Source organism: Pseudomonas sp. S3_C06 (assembly GCF_054667675.1).
This window is the reverse complement of record NZ_CP162747.1, coordinates 1,358,152-1,381,807: the sequence shown is the minus strand read 5'-3', so window position 1 is coordinate 1,381,807 and position 23,656 is coordinate 1,358,152. Positions and strand designations below refer to the sequence as shown.

The window sequence follows — 23,656 nt, the reverse complement described above, 5'->3', positions numbered from 1 at the left end:
GAATCATCCGAGCGGTTACTGCGCCTGCGCTTTCGCCAACGGACGGGCCAACAGGCGTTTGGTCACGCCGAGCATGGCCACCGACACCGCGACGCCGACGGCAAATCCGCTCAGGCCCATGGTTGGCAAGGTCAATGCCGAGACCAGACAAAACGCCGAAAACGAATACATGCCGGTCGCCGTCGCCCGTAACAGTGCGGCGGTAAACGCCGGGCCGCGCGTCTGTTGCGAGAACACCGCCATCACACTGCCGAGTACCGGGAACACCGCAAGCAAACCGCTCCAGCGTTCGCCGACGGTGCTGGCGAGCATCGTCACCACCAGGGTCAACGCGGCGCCGGCGATCATTCGCCAGATCAGTCTGTCCGACTTCGGCGCCGGGCCGTTCAACACCGGTTGCACCGTGGGAAACAGATAAGGCGATGCCAGCAACGCAATCGCCGCCGCCACCATCGAAAACGGCAGCGACGCCGGAATCAGTGACAACACCCAAGCGATCACGGCCCACACCGACAGCGACGCCGTCAGCGCCAGCGGCCAAGCCGCTCGTTGCGCGACCTGCGCGTAGGTGATGCAGAACGCAATCATCGCGAACATCGCCGATAACGCCGCCACCGCTGATTGCGCGGCAAACGCCGGACCCTGCTCGATGGCGAGGAAAAACAGAATCGGCCCGACCACCACCGGCAATCCCGACAGCCACCCGGCCACGCTTGGCCCCCAGCGTTTGCCCGCCAGGGAAATCAGCAGCAGAAAACCGGGAATCAGCAGCAGTTTGAGGATCAGCACGCAGGAGTCTCCATCCGTTGAGGGTTCGCCACGTTAGCATTGTCGATCGGCGATTGCTGCCTATGTGCGCAGATTTTGTATACAAAGTGCCGACGGCGATACCCGGCTATGCTTTGACTATCAGGGCTTGCCGGAGTCGATACCGCGATGAACAGAACACCCAAGGTGTTACGGGGATGTTGCGGCATCGGCTTGTGGGCGCTATTGCTGACGCCAACCTGGGCCAATTGGCAGGACGCCGTGCCCGGCGCGCAGATCATCGGTACCGGCGATTACAGTGTGTTCGGTTTCGATGTCTACAACGCGCGCCTGTGGAGTGCCGCGCGGCCCTTGGCCGAGGGCCAGCCGTTTGCGCTGGAGTTGATCTACCGCCGCAGCATTTCCCGCGACGATCTGGTCAAGGCCAGCGTCGACGAAATCAAACGCCTGGCCGATGGCCGCGTCAGCCCGGCGCAATTGGCCGGTTGGCAGATCCAGATGCAGCAATCGTTCGTCGATGTGCAAGCCGGCACGCGCATTACCGGCGTCTATCTGCCGGGGCAGGGCGCGCGGTTTTTTGTCGGTCAGCAGTTGCAGCATGAGATCGATGACCCGCTGTTTGCCCGCGCGTTTTTCGATATCTGGCTCGATCCGCGCACGCGCAGTCCGGAGTTGCGCGAACAGTTGTTGGGGGTGAGTCGATAGATTCTTTTGCGCTTCAAGGCTCAGGCTGAAACCTCTAAGCTGCGTCTTTCCGACTTGTTTCTGGATGTGTGTGTGAAATTCAGTTTGCCCAAAATCGCCACCGCGCCGTTTTGTCCGCCGGAAGTGGCTGGCAGTGTTGCGGTTGATCCCAATGCGTCGTTCTTCAAACGCGTGCTGCGTTTCGCCGGTCCCGGGTTGCTGGTGTCGATCGGTTACATGGACCCGGGCAACTGGGCCACCGCCATCGAGGCCGGTTCACGCTTTGGTTACAGCCTGTTGTTTGTGGTGTTGCTGGCGAGTCTGGCGGGCATGGTCGTGCAATGCCTGTGTTCGCGGTTGGGCATTGCCACCGGGCGCGATCTGGCGCAGCTGTCCCGTGAGCGCTACAGCACACCGACCGCGCGCCTGCAGTGGGTGTTGGCGGAAATCTCGATCATCGCCACCGATCTGGCCGAAGTGCTCGGCTGTGCGCTGGCGTTTCATTTATTGCTCGGCTGTTCGCTGACCTTCGGCATTGCCCTGACGGCGTTCGACACCTTGCTGGTGCTGGCCTTGCAAAATCGCGGTTTCCGCAGGCTGGAAGCAATCATGCTGGTATTGGTCGCGACCATTGGCGTGTGTTTTTTCGTTGAACTGTTGCTGATCAAACCGTACTGGCCGGATGTCGCCCAAGGCTTCAAACCGTCGCTGGCGGCGATCAGCGAGGCGGCGCCGTTGTACCTGGCCATCGGCATTCTCGGTGCGACGGTGATGCCGCATAACCTCTATCTGCACACCTCGATCGTGCAGACGCGGATGATCGGCAAGGACCTGGCGAGCAAGCAGGACGCGGTGAAACTGGCGCGTATCGACACCATCGGTTCGCTGGCGCTGGCGTTGCTGGTCAACGCGGCGATCCTGATTCTTGCGGCAGCGGCGTTTCACCAGTCCGGGCACACCGAGGTGGTGGACATTCAGGACGCCTACCACCTGCTCGATCCGCTGGTCGGCGGTGCGCTGGCCAGCGTGTTGTTCGGCGTCGCGTTGCTCGCGTCGGGGCAGAGTTCGACCTTCACTGGCACCATCGCCGGCCAGGTGATCATGGAGGGTTACCTGAACCTGCGGATTCCGTGCTGGCAGCGACGCTTGATTACTCGCGGACTGGCGTTGATTCCGGCGTTTATCGGCGTGTGGCTGATGGGCGATAACGCGATTGGCAAGTTGCTGGTGCTGAGTCAGGTGGTGCTCAGTCTGCAACTGCCGTTTGCCCTGTATCCATTGATTCGCATGACCAACGACAAACAGCTGATGGGGCCGTTTGTGAATCGCTGGCCAACCCGGGTATTGGCGTGGGGGTTGTTTGTGGTGATCAGTGGCGCTAACAGCTGGTTGATTTTGCAGTGGGCGGCTTGAGCCAGCATTTGTAGTGACTGGGCTGGCCTCTTCGCGAGCAGGCTCGCTCCCACAGGGTTATCGGGTGTGCACACTATTGTGATCACCGATAGCTAATGTGGGAGCGAGCCTGCTCGCGAATGCGGAGTTTCAGGCGCCGACATCGCTAAATATTGGAATGCGCCCATTGAGCGAAGGCTTGTAGTGCCAGTTCAGGCGATTCAGATCGGTGCCGTTTTTGAGTACTTCCCGCACCGTCGCCCCGGCAATACTCATCGCCAACGCTTGCCCCGGACACTCGTGCCGACCACTGCCGAAACTGAAACTGCGGCGGTTCTCGCGCTGCACCAGAAACTGCTCAGGCTGTGCGTTAAGCGCCGGATCACGATTGGCGGAGGCCAGTAAAACCAGAATCACATCACCTGCTTCGACCCGCACACCAGCAATCTCGCAGGGCGCGGCGACAAAGCGTCGGGTGTTCTGCACGGACGGGTCGAAGCGCTGGACTTCGCCAAGCAGTGCTTCGATGGATTCGCCGCGCAACGCCGGCTGACGACGTAACGCCAACAGCGTGTTGCCGATCAGCCCAGCGCAGGCTTCGAACGTCTGCGAACAGAGGCCGATCAGGTTGGCGATCAGGGTTTCTCCATCGCCGGCAAAACGCTGCTGGATGGCTCTCAACAAATTGCTGGCAGGCTCGGCGAGTAATTCGATGAAGTAGCCGCGCAGTTGTTCGGCCGCTGCATCCGCTGCGGCCAATTGCAGGTCATCGCTCAACGGTGACAGGCAAGCGACGAAGTCCGCCGTCAGCTCGCTGACTACCCGCGCCTGCGCCGGCGTGAATCCCAAAAGCGCCGCGACCACGCACACCGGGCCACGAAACATTGCCTTGTACACACCGTCGGCGTCCGCTGTGATCAGCCGTGCGGCGACCAAAGCATTGATCGTCTCAAGGTCCAGCGCTGCCAGCTCAGGCTCGATGGCCGAACGCGGACAGCGCTGGCGTTCGCCGTCATTCATCCGCATCAGCTGGCCAAAGACTTTGCCGGCCATCCTGCCGGCAATCGCTTTGGGCACGGGCTCCTGCGCCGGACGCACCCGGCAATCGGCGTGGGCCAACACCGCACACACCGCACGGGCGCTGCTGGCGACCCACAGTTTCAGATCCGGATGAAACGTCAGTCCACCTGCTGCGCGCAGTTCGGCGTAGTAGGGATAAGGATCGGCATGCGTTGTGGCGCTGATCGGGTTCATGGTTTGCATCCTTGTCGGCAGGGAAAGTGTTGCTACTATCTCCACTGCGCAACGACGACGATTCGTCCGGGAGCGAACTATGCACGCAGAACATCAAGACATCGGTGTATCGCAGGTGGCCGCCGCCATCGCCGAACCGGCGCGAACCAAAATCCTCTGTTCGCTGATGGACGGCCACGCCCGCACCAGCACGGAGCTGGCGACGATCGCTGAGGTCAGCGCCTCCACCGCCAGTGTGCACCTGGCGAAACTCAAGGATCTGGCATTGGTGCGCCTGCATGTGCAGGGCCGCCATCGCTATTACAGCCTCGCCGATCAGCGGGTGGCGCAGGCGCTGGAAGCGTTGATGGTGATCGGCCAGAACGCCGCGCCGACGTTCAAGGCGCATACGCCGGATCGCCTGCAATTCGCCCGCACTTGCTACGACCACATGGCCGGGACGCTGGCGGTGTTGCTGCATGACCGTTTGATCGCAGGTGGTTGGCTGGTGCAAATCGACGAGCAGGCGTATCGCCTGAGTGACACGGGCGAGGCGTTGTTTCTCGGTCTGGGCATCGAGGTGGAGGATTTGACGACCCTGCGCCGCAAATTTGCCTGCCCGTGCCTGGACTGGAGCATGCGCCGGCCGCATCTCGGGGGTTCGCTGGGGGCGGCGCTGTTGCAGACCGCGTTGAAGCGCAAGTGGGTGACCCAGGATCTGGACAGTCGGGCGTTGGCGTTGACGGCGCTGGGGCGCAAGGAGATCGGTGCGCGGTTTGGTGTTGAGTTGCCGATTGAAAACCACAAGATCAAAGGATCGCAGCCTTCGGCAGCTCCTACATGGATTGGGTAGGGCTGAGATTTATTGGGTGTACGCGACTCCTGTAGGCGCTGCCGAAGGCTGCGATCTTTTGATTTTCAGCTTCTGACCGACGAGGGGCGCATTTGCCTCCTTGTGTCACCGCAGTCGACTCTATACTGTATATGCAAACAGTATAGGGCCCGCGCCATGCAAATCATCGACAAGCTGAGCATCCTCGCCGACGCCGCCAAGTACGACGCCTCCTGCGCGAGCAGCGGTGCGCCCAAGCGCAGCTCCGAGGGCAAGAGCGGGCTGGGTTCGACCGATGGCATGGGCATCTGCCACAGCTACACGCCGGACGGGCGCTGCGTGTCGTTGTTGAAGATTCTGCTGACCAATTTCTGCCTTTACGATTGCCAGTACTGCGTCAATCGCCGCTCCAGCGATGTTCCGCGTGCCCGTTTCACCCCCGAAGAAGTCGTGGCGCTGACCATGGATTTCTACCGGCGTAACTGCGTCAGCGGATTGTTCCTCAGTTCGGGGATCATTCGTTCGGCGGACTACACCATGGAGCAACTGGTGCGGGTGGCGAAGCTGCTTCGCGAAGAGCATGAGTTTCGCGGGTACATCCATCTCAAGACCATTCCCGAAGCCGATCCGGCATTGATCGAAGAGGCGGGGCGTTATGCGGATCGCCTGAGCGTCAACATCGAATTGCCGACCGATGCCAGCCTGCAAGTGCTGGCGCCGGAAAAGGACATCACCTCGATCAAACAGGCGATGAACACCATCTACACCGGCGTGCAGACGGTTTTGAACGAACCGCGCTCGGCGAAGTTCGCCCCGGCCGGGCAGAGCACGCAGTTGATTGTCGGCGCCGACGACACCGATGACAGCACCATCCTCCACAGCGCTCAGGCCTTGTACGGCAACTTCCGTCTGCGCCGGGTCTACTATTCGGCCTTCAGCCCGATCCCCGACAGCCCGAAAAGCGTGCCTCTCGCTGCGCCGCCGCTGATGCGTGAACACCGTTTGTATCAGGCCGATTTTCTCTTGCGCAGCTACGGCTACAGCGCCGATGAGTTGCTCAAGGGCCCGGGCAATCTGGCGTTGGACATCGACCCGAAACTGGCTTGGGCGTTGCAGAATCGTGAAGTGTTCCCGCTGGATCTGAACCGTGCCGAAGCGTCTCTGATCGCGCGTATTCCCGGTATCGGCCTGCGCACCACTGAACGTCTGGTCGAGCTACGCCGCCAGCGGCGAATCCGCTACGAAGACGTCGCGCGTATGCGCTGTGTGCTGGCCAAGGCCAAGCCGTTCATCATCACCAGCGACTACCACCCGCAGCAGGCCGAGGTCACCAGCCATTTGCTCTATCAGCAATTGCGTGACCGGCCGATGCCGCAGCAGATGGGGCTGTGGGGATGATCAATCTCGATTGCGATGATCTGTTCGATACTTGGCGCCAGCAGGCGCGCTGGTTGCTGAGCCATGAAGTCGACCCGAGTCTGGTGAGCTGGGCCTCGGAGGGTGTCGGTGATCTGTTTGCCAATGATGAGCCGGTACCTGAGGGGCAGGGGCCGTTTCAGGCGCGCATTCCGCGAGCGTTGCTCGACACACTTGAGCAAGCCTCGCGCTATCGCGGCGATCAACGCTGGAGCCTGTTGTATGAAGTGTTGTGGCGCGTTAGCCATGGCGATCGCACGGCGATGATGGCCGGGGACAAACTCGGCAGTGAACTGCAGCGACGGATCAAACAAGTCAATCGCGAAGCCCATCATCTGCATGCGTTTGTGCGCTTCATCGAACGCCCTTCATCCAGCGCGGGTCCGCAATATGTGGCTTGGCATGAACCGGCCCATGACATTTTGCACAGCGCCAGTGAGCATTTCATCGGGCGAATGGGCCGTCATCGCTGGTTGATCGCCACGCCGCGCGACGGGGTTTATTACGATGGCGAGCAACTGATCCATCAGCGTCAATGCCCGCTGGAATGGCAGCAGTTGGCGCAGAATGTCGACGATCCTCATGGGGATCTGTGGCTGACTTATTACAGCCACATCTTTAATCCAGCGCGGTTGAACGAGAAGGTCATGCAGGGGCATTTGCCGGCGCGGTTCTGGAAGAACTTGCCGGAGGGGGAGTTGATTCCCGGATTGATTACGCAGGCGCGGATGGGTAAGCAGCAGAATGGGCAGGCGAGCGGGATTGCTGAGCGACTTGGTAAACGGATAACGCTGAAAAGCCCCTCACCCTAACCCTCTCCCAGAGGGAGAGGGGACTGACCGAGGTGTTCGGACTTGATCCATCGACCTGAACAATCACGTCGAACTCAGGTTTTGAACGGCACAAAGATCGGCCCCCTTTCCCCCTCGCCCCCCTGGGGGAGAGGGCTGGGGTGAGGGGGAAAGAACCTCAAGCACGCCACAAATACTGCGCCAAGCGCCATAAAAAAGCCCCCCACCAATCACTCGGTGGAGGGCTTTTCTACATCAGCAGGCGTCAGATCAAACCTTGACGATCCAGCCCGCTGGCGCTTCGATGTCGCCGGTCTGCACGCCAGTCAGCTCTTTGTAGAGCTTCTGGGTCACAGGACCCACTTCGGTCTCGCTGTGGAACACATGCAGATGATCGTTGTAGCTGATACCGCCGATCGGGGTGATCACCGCAGCCGTACCGCAAGCACCGGCTTCCTTGAAGTCCGACAGTTTGTCGATCAGCACGTCGCCTTCAACCACTTCCAGGCCCAGACGGGTCTTGGCCAGTTCGATCAGCGACAGGCGGGTGATGCCTGGCAGCACGGACGGCGAGTTCGGGGTGATGAACTTGTTGTCGTGGGTGATCCCGAAGAAGTTGGCCGAACCGACTTCTTCGATCTTGGTGTGGGTCATCGGGTCCAGGTAGATCGCGTCAGCGAAGTTGGCTTTCTTGGCTTTCGAGCCCGGCATCAGGCTGGCCGCGTAGTTGCCGCCGACCTTGGCTGCGCCGGTGCCTTGTGGGGCCGCGCGGTCGTAGCTGGAGATCTGGAAGTTGTGCGGGGTCAGGCCGCCCTTGAAGTAGGCGCCGACCGGGATGCAGAAGATCGAGAAGATGAACTCGGGTGCAGTGCGCACGCCGATGTTGTCACCCACGCCGATCACGAACGGGCGCAGGTACAGCGCGCCGCCAGTGCCGTAAGGCGGAATGAAGCGCTCGTTGGCGCGAACCACGGCTTTGCACGCTTCGATGAACTGCTCGGTGTCGACTGTCGGCATCAGCAGACGCGCACAGCTGCGCTGCATGCGCAGGGCGTTCTGGTCCGGGCGGAACAGGTTGATCGAGCCGTCCTTGCAACGATAGGCCTTCATGCCTTCGAAGCACTGCTGGCCATAGTGAAGGGCAGTCGAGCCTTCGCTGATGTGCAGCACGTTATCTTCGGTCAGGGTGCCTTTGTCCCACTCGCCATCGCGAAAGTACGACAGATAGCGCTTGTCGGTCTTGATGTAGTCAAAACCCAGCTTGTCCCAATTGATGCTTTCGTTACCCATGACACCCTCTATCACTGAACAACCGCCGAAACGGTTCAAGGCTTCTGACGTTTTTTGGATGGGCACAACAATACTTCATTCTTGAGCGGTTTCGCAGCCCGGACTATCGGATGACAGACAGATAGTTCGTGTTGACCTCAAGAATTCGCGAGCAGGCTCGCTCCCACAGGGAAACGCATTCCAAATGTGGGAGCGAGCCTGCTCGCGAAGGGGCCTACAGGTGCAACGCATGCCCGAGGGCACGCAACGCCGCTTCCTGCACCGCTTCACCCAGTGTCGGATGCGCATGAATGGTGCCTCCGATGTCTTCCAGCCGCGCGCCCATTTCCAGGCTTTGCGCAAACGCTGTCGACAACTCGGAAACCCCCACGCCCACCGCTTGCCAGCCGACAATCACATGGTTATCCCGACGCGCGACCACGCGCACGAAGCCGCTTTTCGATTCCAGCGTCATCGCCCGTCCATTGGCGGCGAACGGGAAACTCGAAACGATGCAGTCCAGCCCCGCAGCCTTGGCCTCGTCCGGGGTCTTGCCGACCACCACCAGTTCCGGGTCGGTGAAGCACACCGCAGCAATCGCTGTCGGGTTGAATTCGCGGGTTTTGCCGCTGATCAACTCGGCAACCATTTCGCCTTGAGCCATGGCGCGGTGGGCCAGCATCGGCTCGCCGCTCAGATCGCCAATCGCGTAGACATTGCGCATGCTGGTCTGGCAGCGGCTGTCGATCTTGATTGCCGAGCCGTTCATATCCAGATTCAGCGCTTCAAGGTTCCAGCCCTGGGTATTCGGTTTGCGACCGACGGCGACCAGCACCTGATCGGTTTCCAGATTCAGGGTTTCGCCTTCCGGATCGCGCACCTGCAACGTGCCATCGAAACCCAGCACGCTGTGCTTGAGGTACAGCTTCACGCCCAGTTGCTTCAGTGCGTCATGTACCGGTTGCGTCAGTTCCGCGTCGTAGGCTGGCAGGATGCGATCCTGCGCCTCGACCACGCTGACTTCAGCGCCAAGCTTGCGATAAGCAATGCCCAGTTCCAGACCGATGTAACCACCGCCAACCACCACCAGACGTTTCGGCACGGATGTCGGTGCCAGCGCTTCGGTGGAGGAGATGATCGGCCCGCCAATCGGCAGAATCGGCAGATTGACGCTGGTCGAACCGGTAGCGAGTACCAGGTGCTCGCACTGGATGCGCGTGTCGCCGACATCAACAGTCTTGCCGTCGATGACTTTGGCCCAGCCATTGATGACCTGAACCTTGTTCTTCTTCAGCAATGCGGCAACGCCGGTGGTCAGGCGATCAACGATGCCGTCCTTCCATTCGACGCTTTTGGTGATATCGAGCGTCGGCGCGGCAACGCTGATGCCCAGCGCCGAATGCTGGCTGTGATGCTGCGTCTGGTGAAACTGCTCGGCCACATGGATCAGCGCTTTCGACGGGATGCAGCCGATGTTCAGGCAGGTGCCGCCCAGCGATTGGCCTTCGACCAGAATCGTCGAGATGCCCAGTTGGCCGGCGCGGATCGCCGTCACATAACCGCCGGGGCCGCCGCCGATGATCAGCAGCGTAGTGTTCAGAGATTGCATGCGCGCCTTACTCCACAAACAAAGTGGCAGGTTGTTCGATCAAGCCGCGAATGGCCTGGATGAAGAGTGCCGCGTCCATGCCGTCGACCACGCGGTGATCGAAGGAGCTGGAAAGGTTCATCATCTTGCGAATCACCACCTGGCCTTTGACGACCATTGGCCGTTCGACGATTTTGTTCACGCCGACGATGGCCACTTCCGGCAGATTCAGCACTGGCGTGCTGACGATGCCGCCCAGTGCACCGAGGCTGGTCAGGGTGATGGTCGAGCCGGACAGCTCATCGCGGCTGGCCTTGCCATTGCGTGCGGCGTTGGCCAGACGCGAGATCTCGGCGGCGCTGTCCCACAGGCTGCGCGCCTCGGCGTGACGCACCACCGGCACCATCAGGCCAACATCGCTTTGCGTGGCGACGCCGACATGCACCGCACCGAGGCGGGTGATGACCTGCGCTTCATCGTCGTAACGGGCGTTCATCTGCGGGAAGTCGCGCAGAGCAACGACCAGCGCGCGGACGAGGAATGGCAGCAAGGTCAACTTGCCACGGCTGGCGCCGTGTTTTTCATTCAGGTGCGCGCGCAGTTCTTCGATTGCGGTGACATCGATTTCTTCGACATAGCTGAAGTGTGCGGCACGCTGGGTAGCGTCCTGCATGCGCTGGGCGATCTTGCGGCGCATGCCGATCACTTGAATCTGTTCTTCGTCATTACGCTGTGCGTAAGCAGCGGCCGCCGGCGCCGAGGCGTTCGACTGACCTTGCGCCAAGTAGGATTCAAGGTCTTCGTGCAGCACACGACCGGCCGGGCCGGAACCGCGCACCAGACGCAACTGAATACCCAGATCCAGCGCATGTTTGCGCACGGCCGGCGAGGCGAGCGGACGTTCGTCTGCTTCGCGGGCAACCATCGGGCCTTGGCAAACCGCAGCAGGGCGCGGGGCGGCTGGAGCAGGTTTACTCTCAACGACTGCTTCAACCTTCGGCGCCGCAGGTGCTTCTTTTACCGGAGCAGGAGCCGCCGATTCCTTGAGGTTGCCAGCACCTTCAACCTCAATGCTGATCAGCACACTGCCAACCGCCATCACTTCACCCGGCTGACCGCCGAGGGCAATCACCTTGCCGTGTACCGGCGAGGGAATATCGACCATCGCCTTGTCGGTCATCACGTCCGCCAGCACCTGATCTTCAACCACCAGATCGCCAACCTTGACGTGCCATTGCGACAGTTCTACTTCTGCGATGCCTTCGCCGATGTCCGGCATCTTGATAACGTGCGTGCCCATTCAGACCTCCATGACCCGTTTCAACGCCGCGCCCACTCGGGACGGCCCTGGGAAATACGCCCACTCCTGCGCGTGCGGGTAGGGGGTGTCCCAACCGGTGACGCGTTCGATCGGCGCTTCCAGGTGATGGAAGCAATGCTCTTGCACCAGCGACACCAGCTCGGCGCCGAAACCGCAGGTGCGGGTGGCTTCGTGAACCACCACGCAACGGCCGGTTTTCTTCACCGATTTGACGATGGTTTCCAGGTCCAGCGGCCACAGGCTGCGCAGGTCGATGACTTCAGCGTCAACGCCGCTTTCTTCGGCAGCGACTTGCGACACGTACACGGTGGTGCCGTAAGTCAGCACGGTCACGTCCTTGCCCGGACGAGTGATCGCAGCAACGTCCAGCGGCACGGTGTAGTAACCGTCCGGCACCTGGGCTTGCGGGTGTTTCGACCACGGGGTCACCGGGCGGTCGTGGTGACCGTCGAACGGGCCGTTGTACAGGCGTTTCGGCTCAAGGAAGATCACCGGGTCATCGTTCTCGATGGAGGCGATCAGCAGGCCTTTGGCGTCATATGGGTTGGACGGCATCACGGTGCGCAAGCCGCACACCTGAGTGAACATCGCCTCGATGCTCTGGCTGTGGGTCTGACCGCCATAGATGCCGCCGCCGCATGGCATGCGCAGGGTCATCGGTGCGGTGAACTCGCCAGCCGAGCGATAACGCAGGCGCGCCGCTTCGGAAATGATTTGGTCGGACGCCGGGTAGACGTAGTCGGCGAACTGGATCTCGGCGACCGGACGCAGACCGTACGCGCCCATGCCGACGGCCACGCCGACGATGCCGCTTTCCGAGATCGGTGCGTCGAATACGCGGGAGGTGCCGTACTTGGTCTGCAGGCCTTCGGTGCAACGGAATACGCCGCCGAAGTAGCCGACGTCCTGACCGAACACGACGACATTGTCATCACGCTCAAGCATCACATCCATGGCCGAGCGCAGGGCCTGGATCATGGTCATGGTGGTCGTGGTCATGGCGGTTTCCAACTGAATATTGTTGTTGTGATCGTTCATGTCAGATCCCCAACTGCTGACGCTGGCGCTTCAAGTGCTCCGGCATCTCTTTGTAGACGTCTTCGAACATGGTCGCGGCGCTTGGAATCTGGCCGCCGGCGAGGGTGCCGTACTGTTCGGCCTGTTTCTGCGCGGCAATCACTTCGGCTTCGAGCTCGGCGCTGACAGCGGTGTGCTCTTCTTCCGACCAGTGGCCGACCTTGATCAGGTGCTGTTTGAGACGGGCAATCGGGTCGCCGAGCGGGAAGTGGCTCCAGTCATCGGCCGGACGATATTTCGACGGATCATCGGAGGTCGAGTGCGGGCCGGCACGGTAGGTGACCCATTCGATCATGGTCGGGCCGAGGTTGCGGCGGGCGCGTTCGGCAGCCCAGGCAGATGCCGCATACACCGCGTAGAAGTCGTTGCCATCCACGCGCAGCGAGGCGATGCCGCAACCGACGCCGCGTCCGGCGAAAGTAGTGGCTTCACCACCGGCGATGGCCTGGAAGGTCGAAATCGCCCATTGGTTGTTGACCACGTTGAGGATCACCGGCGCACGATATACGTGGGCGAAGGTGAGGGCGGTGTGGAAGTCCGATTCGGCGGTAGCACCGTCACCGATCCACGCCGAGGCGATTTTGGTGTCGCCCTTGATCGCCGAGGCCATGCCCCAGCCCACGCCCTGAATGAACTGGGTGGCGAGGTTGCCGGAAATGGTGAAGAAACCGGCATCCTTGACCGAGTACATGATCGGCAACTGCCGGCCCTTGAGCGGATCGCGCTCGTTGGACAGCAGTTGGCAGATCAGGTCGACCAGCGGCACATCGCGGGCCATCAGGATGCTTTGCTGGCGGTAGGTCGGGAAGCACATGTCGTCGATGTTCAAGGCTAGGGCCTGAGCACTGCCGATGGCTTCTTCGCCAAGGCTCTGCATGTAGAACGACATTTTTTTCTGACGCTGGGCGACCACCATGCGGTTGTCGTAGATCCGCGTCTTGAGCATGGCGCGCATGCCTTTTCGCAGGATCTCGACCGGCACGTTCTCAGCCCATGGGCCGAGGGCGTTGCCCTGATCGTCGAGCACGCGAATCAGCCCACGAGCCAGGTCGGCGGTGTCGGCAGGTTCGACGTCGATGGAAGGTTTGCGCACCGTACCGGCATCGGTCAGATGCAGGTAGGAAAAATCGGTTTTGCAGCCTGGACGGCCCGAGGGTTCAGGGACGTGCAGACGCAGCGGTTCATACGCTTGGGTCATGGCTTCTACGCTCGATCTTGTGAATTTCTTGTAGTGAGCTGGCAGTCATTCTTCGGTAGAAGAAATCTTGTCCTACAACAATCATAGGCCCGGGCAAGAAGAATATTTATCTCTGTTTCGTTGCACTGGAGACGATTTGCAGATAGAAATTCTGCATAAACATAAAAAACAGGTGGTTTTGTCTCATGCGCAAACTGGACCGTACCGACATCGGCATTCTCAACAGCCTTCAGGAGAACGCGCGCATCACCAACGCCGACCTCGCGCGCTCGGTGAACCTGTCGCCGACGCCGTGCTTCAACCGGGTCAAGGCCATGGAAGAATTGGGGCTGATTCGCGAGCAGGTCACGCTGCTGGATGCCGATCTGCTGGGGCTGCACGTGAACGTGTTTATTCACGTCAGCCTGGAAAAGCAGGTCGAGGAAGCGCTGCAGCATTTCGAGGAAGCCATTTCCGATCGCCCGGAGGTGATGGAGTGCTACCTCATGGCCGGAGACCCGGATTACCTCATCCGGGTCCTGGTGCCGACCATTCAGTCGCTCGAACGCTTCATGATGGACTTCCTGACCAAAGTGCCGGGTGTGGCGAATATCCGGTCAAGTTTTGCGCTCAAGCAGGTGCGCTACAAGACCGCGCTGCCATTACCCGCTAACGGTTTGACGCTGGGCAGTTGAACGTCAGATGTACTCATAGCGGTAATCGAGCTCTGTGGTGAAGAGGGTTTGCTGGACGGTAAAGGTTTGCTCCCAGGGCGCCAGTTCGTTGGCGGGGTGAAAGATCAGGACGGTTTCATTCATGTCTGTCGAGCCGGCCTCATTGGTAAAGCCGGGAGTGCCAGGATGCTGGTGTTTCCAGCGTTCCCACAACAAGTCGAGGTAGCAGTGGTGCAGGAAGAATATTGGATCATTGGGTGAGGAAGCTTCCCCCATGCTGCCGCCTATCCACGCATGCACCGGATTGTGCAATTCGATTTCCGAGACGTTTTCCCAGCCACTCCCATTCATCCAGTAAGGCGCCCTGTTGAGCGTCGATATGACTGTCTCTGCGCTGGGCAGTGCGCCGATTGCCCCGAGATTTCGACGAATGCCCGTGTTGCCCAGGCCTTCGTCCCAGACCCTTACATCGAATTGCGATTGTTCCCTGGAAAACGGGCCGCTGGTGACACGCTGGTCTTGCAGGTTGTCACCGTTCGAACCCATGAAGTGCGAGGTGAAGGGGTTGTCGGCCCCGGTCAGTTGCCAGTTCCAGTAAGGCAGGGTGATGGTCGGATCACTGGCGGCGGACTGCAGGGCCAGTTCGAACTGGCGGATCAGAATGCGATGCCACGGATAGAACAAGGGGCTTCGATGTGGATTGGGTACCAGCGGACTGGCCCCGCCCATCGAATTCTTGTGGATCTGGACGAAATCATCATAGCGGCATTGCTGCCCGGGTCGCAGGACGCTGTCGACGTTGTTCTTCAGCCTCAGGATGGCATCGATGAATGCGGATTTCTGTTGCGGTGTCATGTCACGGTGATTACGACGAATATCCATATTGCGAAAACTCCATTGAATGTTTGCCCAATGGAGTCTGCTCGCTTACAGGATTTTCACCAGTTCATCACCCTCGACAGCGTTCGTAGGAAAAATAATCCGGTGGCCGGTCGAGCGGTTTTTTCCTATAGGGAATTGAGCGGAATCTTCAGGTAAACCACACCGTTGTCCTCCGCTGGTGGCAGATGTCCGGCCCGGACATTCACCTGAATCGCCGGCAGCAACAGCGTCGGCATACCCAGCCCGGCATCTCGCTTGGTGCGCATTTCGACAAACGCTGCCTCATCAATCCCGTCATGCACATGAATATTGCTTTTACGTTCTTCGCCGACCGTGGTCTGGCACTGCGAGGCGCGACTCTCGGGTGGATAGTCGTGGCAAACGTAGAGTTTCACGCTGGCGGGGAAGGCCAGCAGTTTGTGGATCGAGGCAAACAGCTGATGGGCATTGCCGCCGGGAAAGTCGCAGCGCGCCGTGCCGACATCGGGCATGAACAGCGTGTCACCGACCAGAATCTGCTCGCCATCGATCAAATAAGCCATGTCCGCCGGGGTGTGGCCGGGGACGTGCAGAGCGGTGGCCTTGAGGTTGCCGATACGGAACGACTCGTTCGGCGCGAACAGGTGATCGAACTGCGAGCCGTCGACGCAAAACTCCGGCTCCAGATTGAACAGCGTCTTGAACACGTTCTGCACTTTGCTGATCGATTCACCGATGGCGATTTTGCCACCCAGTTCCCGGCGCAGGTAAGGCGCGGCGGACAGGTGATCGGCGTGGGCGTGGGTTTCCAGCAGCCACTGCACCTGCAGGTTGTGCGCGCGAACGAAGGCAATGATCTTGTCGGCTTGGGCGGTGCAGGTGCGTCCGGCGGCGCCGTCGTAATCGAGCACCGGATCGACGACCGCGCACTGCCCGCCATCGGCTTCATAGACCACATAGCTGTAGGTCGAAGAGGCGGGGTCGAGGAAAGCTTCAATCTGCGCGGGCATGGACACCAACCTGAACAAGGGAAATGGGTTGCAACACTTTATCTAAAAACATAATGTTCGCAGCTTAAGTGACCTTGAAGGCATCGTGCAAATGCAATCCAGTCTGACCGAATGTGAAGTTGCCCAACTCCGTGCCTCGGCCTACAAGGCCTGCGCCTTGCTCAAGGCCATGGCCAATGAGGATCGGCTGTTGATCCTGTGTCAACTGACCCAGGGCGAACGCAATGTCGGCGAACTGGAAAAAATGACCGGTGTGCGCCAGCCGACGCTGTCCCAGCAACTGGGCATCCTGCGCGATGAAGGGCTGGTCGCGACCCGTCGTGAAGGCAAGTACATTTTTTACGGCCTTGCCAGTCCGGAAGTCATTCAGGTCATGAAAACCCTCTCCGGATTGTATTGCGGAGCCGTGCTGAAAAGTCTGGGCCATCAATAAATGCCAGCCATGACACTGGTTCAATGTGGGAGCGAGCCTGCTCGCGAAAGCGTTAGGTCAGGCAATTGTTGCATCGACTGACACGCCGCCTTCGCGAGCAGGCTCGCTCCCACATTGGGATTTGTGTGCTGGCTCGAACAATCCTTGCGTGCAGCAAAAGGAACAAGCAATGAACGATCAACACTGGGGCCCATCCATCAGTGCGGACATCGTGGTCATCGGCGGCGGTACGGCCGGTATCGGTTTCGTCGCCAGCCTGCTCAAGCGTGATCCTGCGCTGAAAGTTACCGTGATCGAACCCAGCGCCCAGCATTACTACCAACCGGCGTGGACGCTGGTCGGCGGTGGCGCCTACGACGTCAAAGACACCGCACGGCCGATGAACAAGGTCTTGCCCAAGCAAGCGAATTGGCTGCAAGCGGCAGTCACCGCAATCGACCCGGACAAGCGCCAACTCACCCTCAACGATCAACGTACGGTCAGCTATCAAAACCTGATTGTCTGCCCCGGCCTGCGTCTGGCCTGGGAGAAGATCGAAGGCCTGCAGGAAAGCCTCGGCCAGCACGGCGTCACCTCCAATTACAGCTACCAGCACGCACAGTACACCTGGGATCAGGTGCAGAAACTGCGTGGCGGCAAAGCGCTGTTCACTCAACCGGCGATGCCGATCAAATGCGCCGGCGCACCGCAAAAGGCGTTGTATCTGTCCTGCGATCACTGGCTTAAAACCGCCGTGCTGAACAACATCAAGGTCGAATTCAATCTGGCCGGCGCTGCACTGTTTGGCGTGGCGACGTTCGTCCCGCCGTTGATGAAGTACATCGAAAAGTACAACGCACAGTTGGCGTTCAATTCGAATCTGGTCAAGGTTGACGGCCCGGCGAAAACCGCGTGGTTCGAGATCAAGGACGCTGACGGCAATGTCACCCGCGAGGCGAAAAGCTTCGATCTGCTCCACGTCGTGCCGCCGCAGGTTGCGCCGGATTTCATTGCCCAGAGCCCGTTGGCCGACGCTGCCGGCTGGTGCGAGGTCAACCCGCACAGCCTGCAGCATCCGCGCTTTCCCGAGGTGTTCGCACTCGGTGATATCTGCGGCACCAGTAACGCGAAAACCGCCGCGGCGGTGCGCAAGCAAGTCGTGGTGGTCGCGGAAAACTTGCTGGCCCTGCGCAAGCAGCAACCGCTGCCGCTGAAGTACGACGGTTATGGTTCCTGCCCGCTGACGGTGGAGAAGGGCAAGGTGATTCTCGCCGAGTTCGGTTATGCCGGGAAGTTGCTGCCGACTTTTCCACTGGACCCGACGGTGGCGCGGCGTTCGGCGTGGTTTCTCAAGGCGTCGCTGCTGCCATGGTTCTACTGGAACGGCATGCTCAAGGGCCGCGAGTGGCTGACACGTCTGTCCACGGTCGGCTGAGAAAACCCTATGTTACTGGCAAGTCTGTTTGGTGTGGTGATGGGTTTGGTTCTCGGCTTGACCGGGGCCGGCGGCGGCATTCTTGCGGTGCCGGCGCTGGTGCTCGGGTTGGGCTGGACGATGACGCAGGCAGCGCCGGTGGCGTTGTTTGCGGTCGGCAGTGCGGCGGCGGTCGGGGCTATCGACGGTTTGCGTCATGGCCTGGTGCGCTATCGCGCGGCGTTGTTGATTGCCGCTTTGGGGGCGGTGTTTTCGCCGTTGGGCATTTACTTCGCGCACCAGTTGTCGGAGAAAATCCTGATGGTTCTGTTCAGCCTGCTGATGGTCATGGTGGCCTGGCGCATGCTGCGCCGCGAGCGCCAGCAGGAGGGGCCGAGCGATCACGGTCACGCTAGCTGGGGCCAGAAGAATTGCATGCTCAATGAAGAAACCGGGCGCTTTGACTGGACCGCCAAATGCACCGCTACGTTGGCGGCGCTGGGCGCAATTACCGGCGTGGTGTCCGGATTGCTCGGGGTCGGCGGCGGGTTTTTGATCGTACCGGCGTTCAAGCAACTGACCGATGTGCAGATGCGCGGGATTGTCGCCACGTCGTTGATGGTGATCAGCCTGATTTCGGCGATTGGCGTGATCGGTTCGTTTCACGCCGGTGTGCGGATTGACGGGCAGGGCGCGGCGTTTATTGTCGCCAGCATTGTCGGCATGATCATCGGTCGCAAGCTCTGCGCGCGGGTGCCGGCGCGGGCGTTGCAGGTGGGGTTTGCCAGTGTCTGTCTGGTGGTGGCGGGGTATATGTTGTTGCGGGCGTGAGGTTCTGAAGAAATCGCAGCCCATCAAGGGCTGCGATCTTTCTATCGGCTTACAACACCAAGTGCGGCAACCACAGCGAAAGTGCCGGCACGTAAGTCACCAACATCAACACCAGGAACAGCACGGCATAGAACGGCAGCAGCGCTTTCACAGTGCTCTCGATACTGACCTTGCCTACCGCCGAACCGACAAACAGCACCGCACCCACCGGCGGCGTTATCAATCCGATCCCAAGGTTCACCAGCATGATCATGCCAAACTGCACTGGATCCACGCCGATGCCGAGAATCACCGGCATCAGGATCGGCGTCAGGATCAGGATCAGCGGCGCCATGTCCATCACCGTGCCGAGCAACAGCAGCATGACGTTGATGCACATCAGGATCACGTAGCGGTTGTCCGACAGGGTCAGAAATGCCGTGGTGATCTTCGCCGGAATCTGCATCAGGGTCATGATGTAGCCGAAGCTCGCCGCGAAACCGATCAGGATCATCACGATCGAAATCGTCCGCACCGTACGGTGCATCAGTTTCGGCAGTTCGCTCCACTTGTAGTCGCGGTAGATGAACATGGTCACGAAGAACGACCAGAGCACGGCGATGGCCGCCGATTCGGTCGCGGTGAAAATGCCGGACAGGATGCCGCCGAGGATGATCACCATCGCCATCAGGCCCCAGAGGGCTTCGCCGACGATTTTCAACGCCTGGCGCATCGGGATCACTTCACCCTTGGGATAATCGCGTTTTCTCGCGAAAATCAGACACAGCACCATCAGGCAGGCACTCATCAGCAAGCCCGGCACGATGCCCGCCATGAACAGCGAGGCAATCGAAACCGTGCCACCGGCGGCCAGGGAGTAGAGCACCGAGTTATGGCTGGGCGGGGTCAGCAGGGCTTGCACCGAACCGCTGACAGTCACGGCGGTGGAGAAGTCCCGTGGATAGCCCTTGCGTTCCATTTCCGGAATCAGCACCGAACCCACCGACGCGGTGTCGGCCACCGACGAACCGGAGATCGCGCCGAAAAAGGTCGAGGCGACAATGTTGACCAGTGACAGGCCACCGCGGACAAACCCCACCAGCACCCCGGCACACGCCACCAATCGACGCGACATGCCGCCCTCGGCCATGATCGCACCGGCCAGCACGAAGAACGGAATGGCCAGCAGCGAGAATATGTTCACCCCCGAAGCGACCTGAATCATCACCGCCTGGAACGGAATGTCGATCCACCATGCACCGATCAGCGCGGCCGCGCCGAGCGCGTAGGCGACCGGCATGCCGATCAGGATCAAAGCGATAAAACTGCCCAGCAGTATCAGAGCGTCCATTAAGCGGCACCTTCACTTTCTTCAACCAGGTCGAACTGCACGACGCGCCGTTTGCTCTGGTCACCGAGCAAGAGTTTTTCCAGCACGAAAATCAGCGTCAGCAAGCCGCCCACGGGAATGGGCAAGTAGGTCACGCCAACGCGCAGATCGGGCAGAGCAGCCATGAACTGATTCCAAGTGGACATGCACAGTTTGGCGCCCCAGATCGTCATGAAGATGCAGATCGCCGCCATGAGCAGTTGTGAAAATATCGCCGCTGCAGATCTCAGTTGTGGAGGCATGCGATCGGTGAGCATGGCCACGGCCATGTGCGCGCCGGCGCGGTAACTGGCGGCGGCGCCGATGAAGGTAAACACCATCATCAGCAGGATCGCCGTGGGCTCGGGCCAGCTCGAACCGGTGCCCAGGACGTAGCGGGCGAACACGCCCCAGGGAATCATCAGGGAAATCGCCAGGACGGAAAGGCCGGCGACCCAGATGCACGTCATGTAGATCTTGTCGTTGATACGCAGCAGTAGATTCTTCATCGGGTTCCACCGTAACCGGGCGCGCCGCATTCATCGGGCGCACCGGGCCTTGTTCATGAGGACGGAGCGGGAGGCGTTACTGAACGGCTTCGATTTTCTTGATCAGGTCGGCATACTTCGCGCCGTACTTTTCCCGTACCGGTGCGGTGGCGTCGTAGAAGGGTTTTTTGTCGACCTCGATGAACTCGACGCCGGCGGCCTTGAGTTTTTCTTCACTGGCAGCGGACTTCTTGTCCCACAGCACGCGCTCTTCGGCCTGGGCAGCCTTGGCGGCTGTCTTGACCAGCGCCTGTTGATCCGGCGTCAGTTTTTCCCAGGTGATTTTCGACATCACGATCGGTTCTGGCAGGATCAGGTGACCCGTGAGGCTGTAGTACTTCGCATTCTGGAAGTGGTTGTGTTCGAGCAGGGTTGGCGGGTTGTTTTCCGCGCCGTCGATCACGCCGGTCTGCAGGGCACTGAAAATTTCACCGGTGTCCATCGCGATGCCGTTGCCGCCCATGGCGTTCATCATGTCGATGAACATCGGGTTGCCTTGCACGCGGATTTTCATACCCTTGAGGTCTTCGAGCTTGCGTACCGGTTTCTTGGTGTAGACATTGCGCGTGCCGCCGTCCATCCAGGCCAGGGCCACCAGGCCGAATTCTGAATGGGTGATTTTGTCGAGGATCTCGTCGCCCACTGCGCCGTCGATGACGTTACGCATGTGTTGATGGTCGCGGAAAATGAACGGCATGTTGAACACGTTCACGTCCGGGACCACGGGGCCGACGATACCCAGGCTGACGCGAGACAACTGTACGGCGCCGACTTGCATCTGCTCGATGACTTCCTTTTCGGAGCCCAGCACACCGCCGGGGAAGTATTGGAAGGTCAGTTCGCCGTTGGTCTCCTTGGTCAGGGTCTTGCCCATGTTTTCTTCGGCCACCACGGTTGGGTAACCGGCGGGGTGAATGTCAGCGAATTTGAGTTGCAGTGCCTGAGCGGCGCCAGTGAAGCTAAACATCAGCGGGAGTGCAGCGGCCAGCAAGGTGCGTTTGAAGTTCATGGGGTGAGTCTCCAGTCTTGTTATTGTTGTGTTCAAGGCGCAGCGGTGCAGCAGAGGCAGGTGTTACAGCGAATCGTCGAACAGCGGTTCCGGCAGGCCTTTGACGTTGGGATTCAGGGCGAACACGCCGCCGGCCAGGGATTGCGAGTCGTGGTCGTCGCCGGGACGAATCGAGGTGACGAACAAGGTGTCCATCCGGGTTCCACCGAAGGCGCACATGGTCGGTTTTTTCACCGGCACGGCCAGTGAGAAGTCGAGTCGGCCGTCCGGCGCGAAACGGTGAATGAGGCCGGCGTCGTTGGCGCAGATCCAGTAGAAACCTTCGGCGTCCACGGCAGCACCGTCGGGACGTCCGGGAAAATGGTTCATGTCGACGAAGACCCGGCGGTTCGACGGTGTGCCGGTCTCGGTGTCGTAATCGAACGCCCAGATCAGTTGCACATCGGGGTGCGAATCGGACAGGTACATCGTCTTGCCGTCGGGGCTGAAACCGAGGCCGTTGGGCACGATGAAACCGTCGAGTTGCGCTTCGATCACGCCAGACTGCCCGGCACCGTGGCGGTAGAGCCGGCCTTCGGGCGCACTCAGGCCCATGTTCAGCACCATGCTGCCGGCCCAGAAGCGGCCCTGGCGATCACAACGACCATCGTTTAGGCGCATGTCTTTGCGGCCGTGCTCGACGCTGGCAAGTCGCTCACTGTCGAGGCTGCCGTCGCTGTGCGGGTGCAGATGAAAGAAACCGCTTTCCATGCCAGCGACCCAGCCGCCACGGCTGTGGCGGGCGATGCAGGCGAGCATTTCCGGGGTTTTCCAGGCATGCACATGGCCCGTGTCAGCGCTCCAGCGTTGCAGGCCGCCGTTGGGAATATCCACCCAGTACAGCGCGTTTTCCTCTGCCACCCAGACCGGGCTTTCGCCCACGGCGTTGCGGGCATCGACGATCAATTCGGCTTGCATACTCATTCCTTTGCGTCGTTGTCAGGGTGATCAGTCGCCGAACGGTCCGGCCGCGACAAACGCGCCGCCCTGATAGATCCGCGCCGGGTCATCGGCGGCCGGCATTGGCTGCGCTTCGACCTTTTCGCGGAACACTTCGGAGCTGTCCTTCGCTTCGAACCCGAGGTGGCTGGCGAAGCGGTTGTCCCACCAGACTTCTTTGTTGGCGGACATGCCGTAGACCACGGTGTGGCCGACATTCGGCGTGTACAGCGCGCGTTCGAGCAATTGCGTGAGGTCGTCGAAGCTCAGCCAGGTGTGCATCATTCGACGGTTTTGCGGCTCGGGGAACGAGGAGCCGATGCGGATGCTGACGGTCTCGATGCCGTAGCGATCGAAGTAGAAACTGGCCATGTCTTCGCCGTATGACTTGGACAGTCCGTAGTAGCCGTCGGGGCGCCGTGCGGAGCTGGCGTCGAGCGGTTCGTCCTGTTTGTAAAAGCCGATGACGTGGTTGGAGCTGGCGAAGATCACTCGCTTCACACCATGCCGGCGCGCGGCTTCGTAGATGTGAAACACGCCGCAGATGTTGGCGCCGAGAATTTCTTCGAAGGGCCGCTCGACGGAGACGCCGCCGAAATGCAGGATCGCATCGACGCCTTCGACCAGTTGATGCACGGCGTGTTTGTCGGCCAGATCGCAGAGGACGATTTCTTCGCGGTCATCGACGGCCGGGGCGAGGGCGGCGATGTCTGACAGGCGCAGGACATGGGCATAAGGGCGCATCCGTTCGCGCAGAACTTTGCCCAGACCACCGGCGGCGCCGGTCAGCAGCAGACGGTTGAACGGGGCGCGGGGAGTGGAGGTAGATGTCATGGCAATCCCTTACACGATTGTTATTAGGTTTGTTGTAGGTTGTCGTATGACTGCGCTGAAGTATCGGTATGGTTTCCGGAACTTGTCAACGCGACTTTTGGTGTAGATGACGGAAGGCCTGGCCTCTTTTCAATCACCACAGTTCCGTATTTGCAATGCAATCCCCTGTGGGAGCGAGCCTGCTCGCGA

General features: G+C 60.3%; 23 protein-coding genes. 9 read left to right on the top strand and 14 right to left on the bottom strand.

Annotation, left to right across the window (positions count from 1 at the left end; genetic code table 11):
- Positions 1–15: 15 nt before the first annotated feature.
- Entirely contained in the window at positions 16–789 is a 774-nt protein-coding gene (locus tag AB4N44_RS05895; protein ID WP_150776578.1) for a hypothetical protein, read from the bottom strand.
- A 147-nt stretch (positions 790–936) separates the two neighbouring features.
- Here AB4N44_RS05895 and AB4N44_RS05890 point away from each other — a divergent pair, with 147 nt between their 5' ends.
- Positions 937–1,473, top strand: coding sequence for a chalcone isomerase family protein (locus tag AB4N44_RS05890; RefSeq protein ID WP_127928783.1), 537 nt, complete (start codon positions 937–939; stop codon positions 1,471–1,473).
- Positions 1,474–1,545: 72 nt separating this feature from the next.
- Positions 1,546–2,865 carry an Nramp family divalent metal transporter gene (locus AB4N44_RS05885; protein ID WP_127928780.1) on the top strand — a complete coding sequence of 440 codons (1,320 nt, stop codon included), beginning with the start codon at positions 1,546–1,548 and terminating at the stop codon, positions 2,863–2,865.
- 129 nt (positions 2,866–2,994) lie between these two features.
- On the opposite strand, the gene AB4N44_RS05880 is transcribed toward AB4N44_RS05885, so the two are convergent.
- Entirely contained in the window at positions 2,995–4,098 is a 1,104-nt protein-coding gene (locus AB4N44_RS05880; protein ID WP_460109757.1) for a cytochrome P450, read from the bottom strand.
- Positions 4,099–4,177: 79 nt separating this feature from the next.
- Between AB4N44_RS05880 and AB4N44_RS05875 the strand changes: the two genes are divergently transcribed.
- From AB4N44_RS05875 to AB4N44_RS05865, 3 genes are all read left to right on the top strand, one after another.
- Positions 4,178–4,930 (top strand): ArsR/SmtB family transcription factor, encoded by a 753-nt coding sequence (locus tag AB4N44_RS05875; protein WP_460109759.1) that lies wholly within the window; start codon positions 4,178–4,180, stop codon positions 4,928–4,930.
- 156 nt (positions 4,931–5,086) lie between these two features.
- On the top strand, positions 5,087–6,307 hold the full coding sequence (locus AB4N44_RS05870; RefSeq protein WP_160040869.1) for a putative DNA modification/repair radical SAM protein: 1,221 nt from the start codon (positions 5,087–5,089) through the stop codon (positions 6,305–6,307).
- Positions 6,304–7,137 carry a TIGR03915 family putative DNA repair protein gene (locus tag AB4N44_RS05865; RefSeq protein ID WP_150650387.1) on the top strand — a complete coding sequence of 278 codons (834 nt, stop codon included), beginning with the start codon at positions 6,304–6,306 and terminating at the stop codon, positions 7,135–7,137. The genes AB4N44_RS05870 and AB4N44_RS05865 overlap by 4 nt, the downstream gene beginning before the upstream one ends.
- Before the next feature lie 249 nt (positions 7,138–7,386).
- On the opposite strand, the gene AB4N44_RS05860 is transcribed toward AB4N44_RS05865, so the two are convergent.
- The 5 genes from AB4N44_RS05860 to AB4N44_RS05840 all read right to left on the bottom strand — a co-directional run bounded on the left by AB4N44_RS05860 (position 7,387) and on the right by AB4N44_RS05840 (position 13,569).
- Positions 7,387–8,406, bottom strand: coding sequence for a branched-chain amino acid aminotransferase (locus tag AB4N44_RS05860; RefSeq protein WP_007915073.1), 1,020 nt, complete (start codon positions 8,404–8,406; stop codon positions 7,387–7,389).
- Positions 8,407–8,620: 214 nt separating this feature from the next.
- Positions 8,621–9,994: a dihydrolipoyl dehydrogenase gene (lpdA, locus tag AB4N44_RS05855; RefSeq protein ID WP_150776142.1), complete on the bottom strand. Its 1,374-nt coding sequence runs from the start codon at positions 9,992–9,994 to the stop codon at positions 8,621–8,623.
- 7 nt (positions 9,995–10,001) lie between these two features.
- Positions 10,002–11,273 carry a dihydrolipoamide acetyltransferase family protein gene (locus AB4N44_RS05850; RefSeq protein ID WP_150750815.1) on the bottom strand — a complete coding sequence of 424 codons (1,272 nt, stop codon included), beginning with the start codon at positions 11,271–11,273 and terminating at the stop codon, positions 10,002–10,004.
- Complete coding sequence (locus tag AB4N44_RS05845; protein ID WP_003224000.1) at positions 11,274–12,332, bottom strand: alpha-ketoacid dehydrogenase subunit beta; 1,059 nt, start codon at positions 12,330–12,332, stop codon at positions 11,274–11,276.
- 1 nt (position 12,333) lies between these two features.
- On the bottom strand, positions 12,334–13,569 hold the full coding sequence (locus AB4N44_RS05840) for a 3-methyl-2-oxobutanoate dehydrogenase (2-methylpropanoyl-transferring) subunit alpha (RefSeq protein WP_127928767.1): 1,236 nt from the start codon (positions 13,567–13,569) through the stop codon (positions 12,334–12,336).
- A gap of 185 nt (positions 13,570–13,754) precedes the next feature.
- On the opposite strand from AB4N44_RS05840, the gene bkdR reads away from it, so the two are divergent.
- The gene (gene bkdR, locus AB4N44_RS05835; RefSeq protein ID WP_016985245.1) at positions 13,755–14,243 is read left to right on the top strand and encodes a Bkd operon transcriptional regulator BkdR; all 489 of its coding nucleotides are present in this window, start codon (positions 13,755–13,757) and stop codon (positions 14,241–14,243) included.
- A gap of 3 nt (positions 14,244–14,246) precedes the next feature.
- On the opposite strand, the gene AB4N44_RS05830 is transcribed toward bkdR, so the two are convergent.
- Both AB4N44_RS05830 and AB4N44_RS05825 read right to left on the bottom strand, forming a co-directional pair.
- A complete protein-coding gene (locus AB4N44_RS05830; protein WP_127928765.1) occupies positions 14,247–15,104 on the bottom strand; it encodes a tyrosinase family protein in 858 nt (285 codons plus the stop codon).
- 125 nt (positions 15,105–15,229) lie between these two features.
- Positions 15,230–16,093, bottom strand: coding sequence for an MBL fold metallo-hydrolase (locus tag AB4N44_RS05825; protein ID WP_460109762.1), 864 nt, complete (start codon positions 16,091–16,093; stop codon positions 15,230–15,232).
- 91 nt (positions 16,094–16,184) lie between these two features.
- Between AB4N44_RS05825 and AB4N44_RS05820 the strand changes: the two genes are divergently transcribed.
- The 3 genes from AB4N44_RS05820 to AB4N44_RS05810 all read left to right on the top strand — a co-directional run bounded on the left by AB4N44_RS05820 (position 16,185) and on the right by AB4N44_RS05810 (position 18,750).
- Positions 16,185–16,526 carry an ArsR/SmtB family transcription factor gene (locus AB4N44_RS05820; RefSeq protein ID WP_460109764.1) on the top strand — a complete coding sequence of 114 codons (342 nt, stop codon included), beginning with the start codon at positions 16,185–16,187 and terminating at the stop codon, positions 16,524–16,526.
- A gap of 169 nt (positions 16,527–16,695) precedes the next feature.
- Positions 16,696–17,940: an NAD(P)/FAD-dependent oxidoreductase gene (locus tag AB4N44_RS05815; RefSeq protein ID WP_460109767.1), complete on the top strand. Its 1,245-nt coding sequence runs from the start codon at positions 16,696–16,698 to the stop codon at positions 17,938–17,940.
- A gap of 9 nt (positions 17,941–17,949) precedes the next feature.
- Positions 17,950–18,750, top strand: coding sequence for a sulfite exporter TauE/SafE family protein (locus AB4N44_RS05810; protein ID WP_102899274.1), 801 nt, complete (start codon positions 17,950–17,952; stop codon positions 18,748–18,750).
- 49 nt (positions 18,751–18,799) lie between these two features.
- Here the strand turns inward: AB4N44_RS05810 and AB4N44_RS05805 are convergent, their stop codons facing one another.
- The 5 genes from AB4N44_RS05805 to AB4N44_RS05785 all read right to left on the bottom strand — a co-directional run bounded on the left by AB4N44_RS05805 (position 18,800) and on the right by AB4N44_RS05785 (position 23,467).
- A complete protein-coding gene (locus tag AB4N44_RS05805) occupies positions 18,800–20,080 on the bottom strand; it encodes a TRAP transporter large permease (protein ID WP_460109770.1) in 1,281 nt (426 codons plus the stop codon).
- Positions 20,080–20,607 (bottom strand): TRAP transporter small permease, encoded by a 528-nt coding sequence (locus AB4N44_RS05800; protein ID WP_038365548.1) that lies wholly within the window; start codon positions 20,605–20,607, stop codon positions 20,080–20,082. The genes AB4N44_RS05805 and AB4N44_RS05800 overlap by 1 nt, the downstream gene beginning before the upstream one ends.
- A gap of 76 nt (positions 20,608–20,683) precedes the next feature.
- Entirely contained in the window at positions 20,684–21,655 is a 972-nt protein-coding gene (locus tag AB4N44_RS05795) for a TRAP transporter substrate-binding protein (RefSeq protein WP_127928756.1), read from the bottom strand.
- 63 nt (positions 21,656–21,718) lie between these two features.
- The gene (locus tag AB4N44_RS05790) at positions 21,719–22,612 is read right to left on the bottom strand and encodes an SMP-30/gluconolactonase/LRE family protein (RefSeq protein ID WP_127928754.1); all 894 of its coding nucleotides are present in this window, start codon (positions 22,610–22,612) and stop codon (positions 21,719–21,721) included.
- A 30-nt stretch (positions 22,613–22,642) separates the two neighbouring features.
- On the bottom strand, positions 22,643–23,467 hold the full coding sequence (locus AB4N44_RS05785; protein ID WP_127928752.1) for an NAD-dependent epimerase/dehydratase family protein: 825 nt from the start codon (positions 23,465–23,467) through the stop codon (positions 22,643–22,645).
- Positions 23,468–23,656 lie beyond the last annotated feature (189 nt).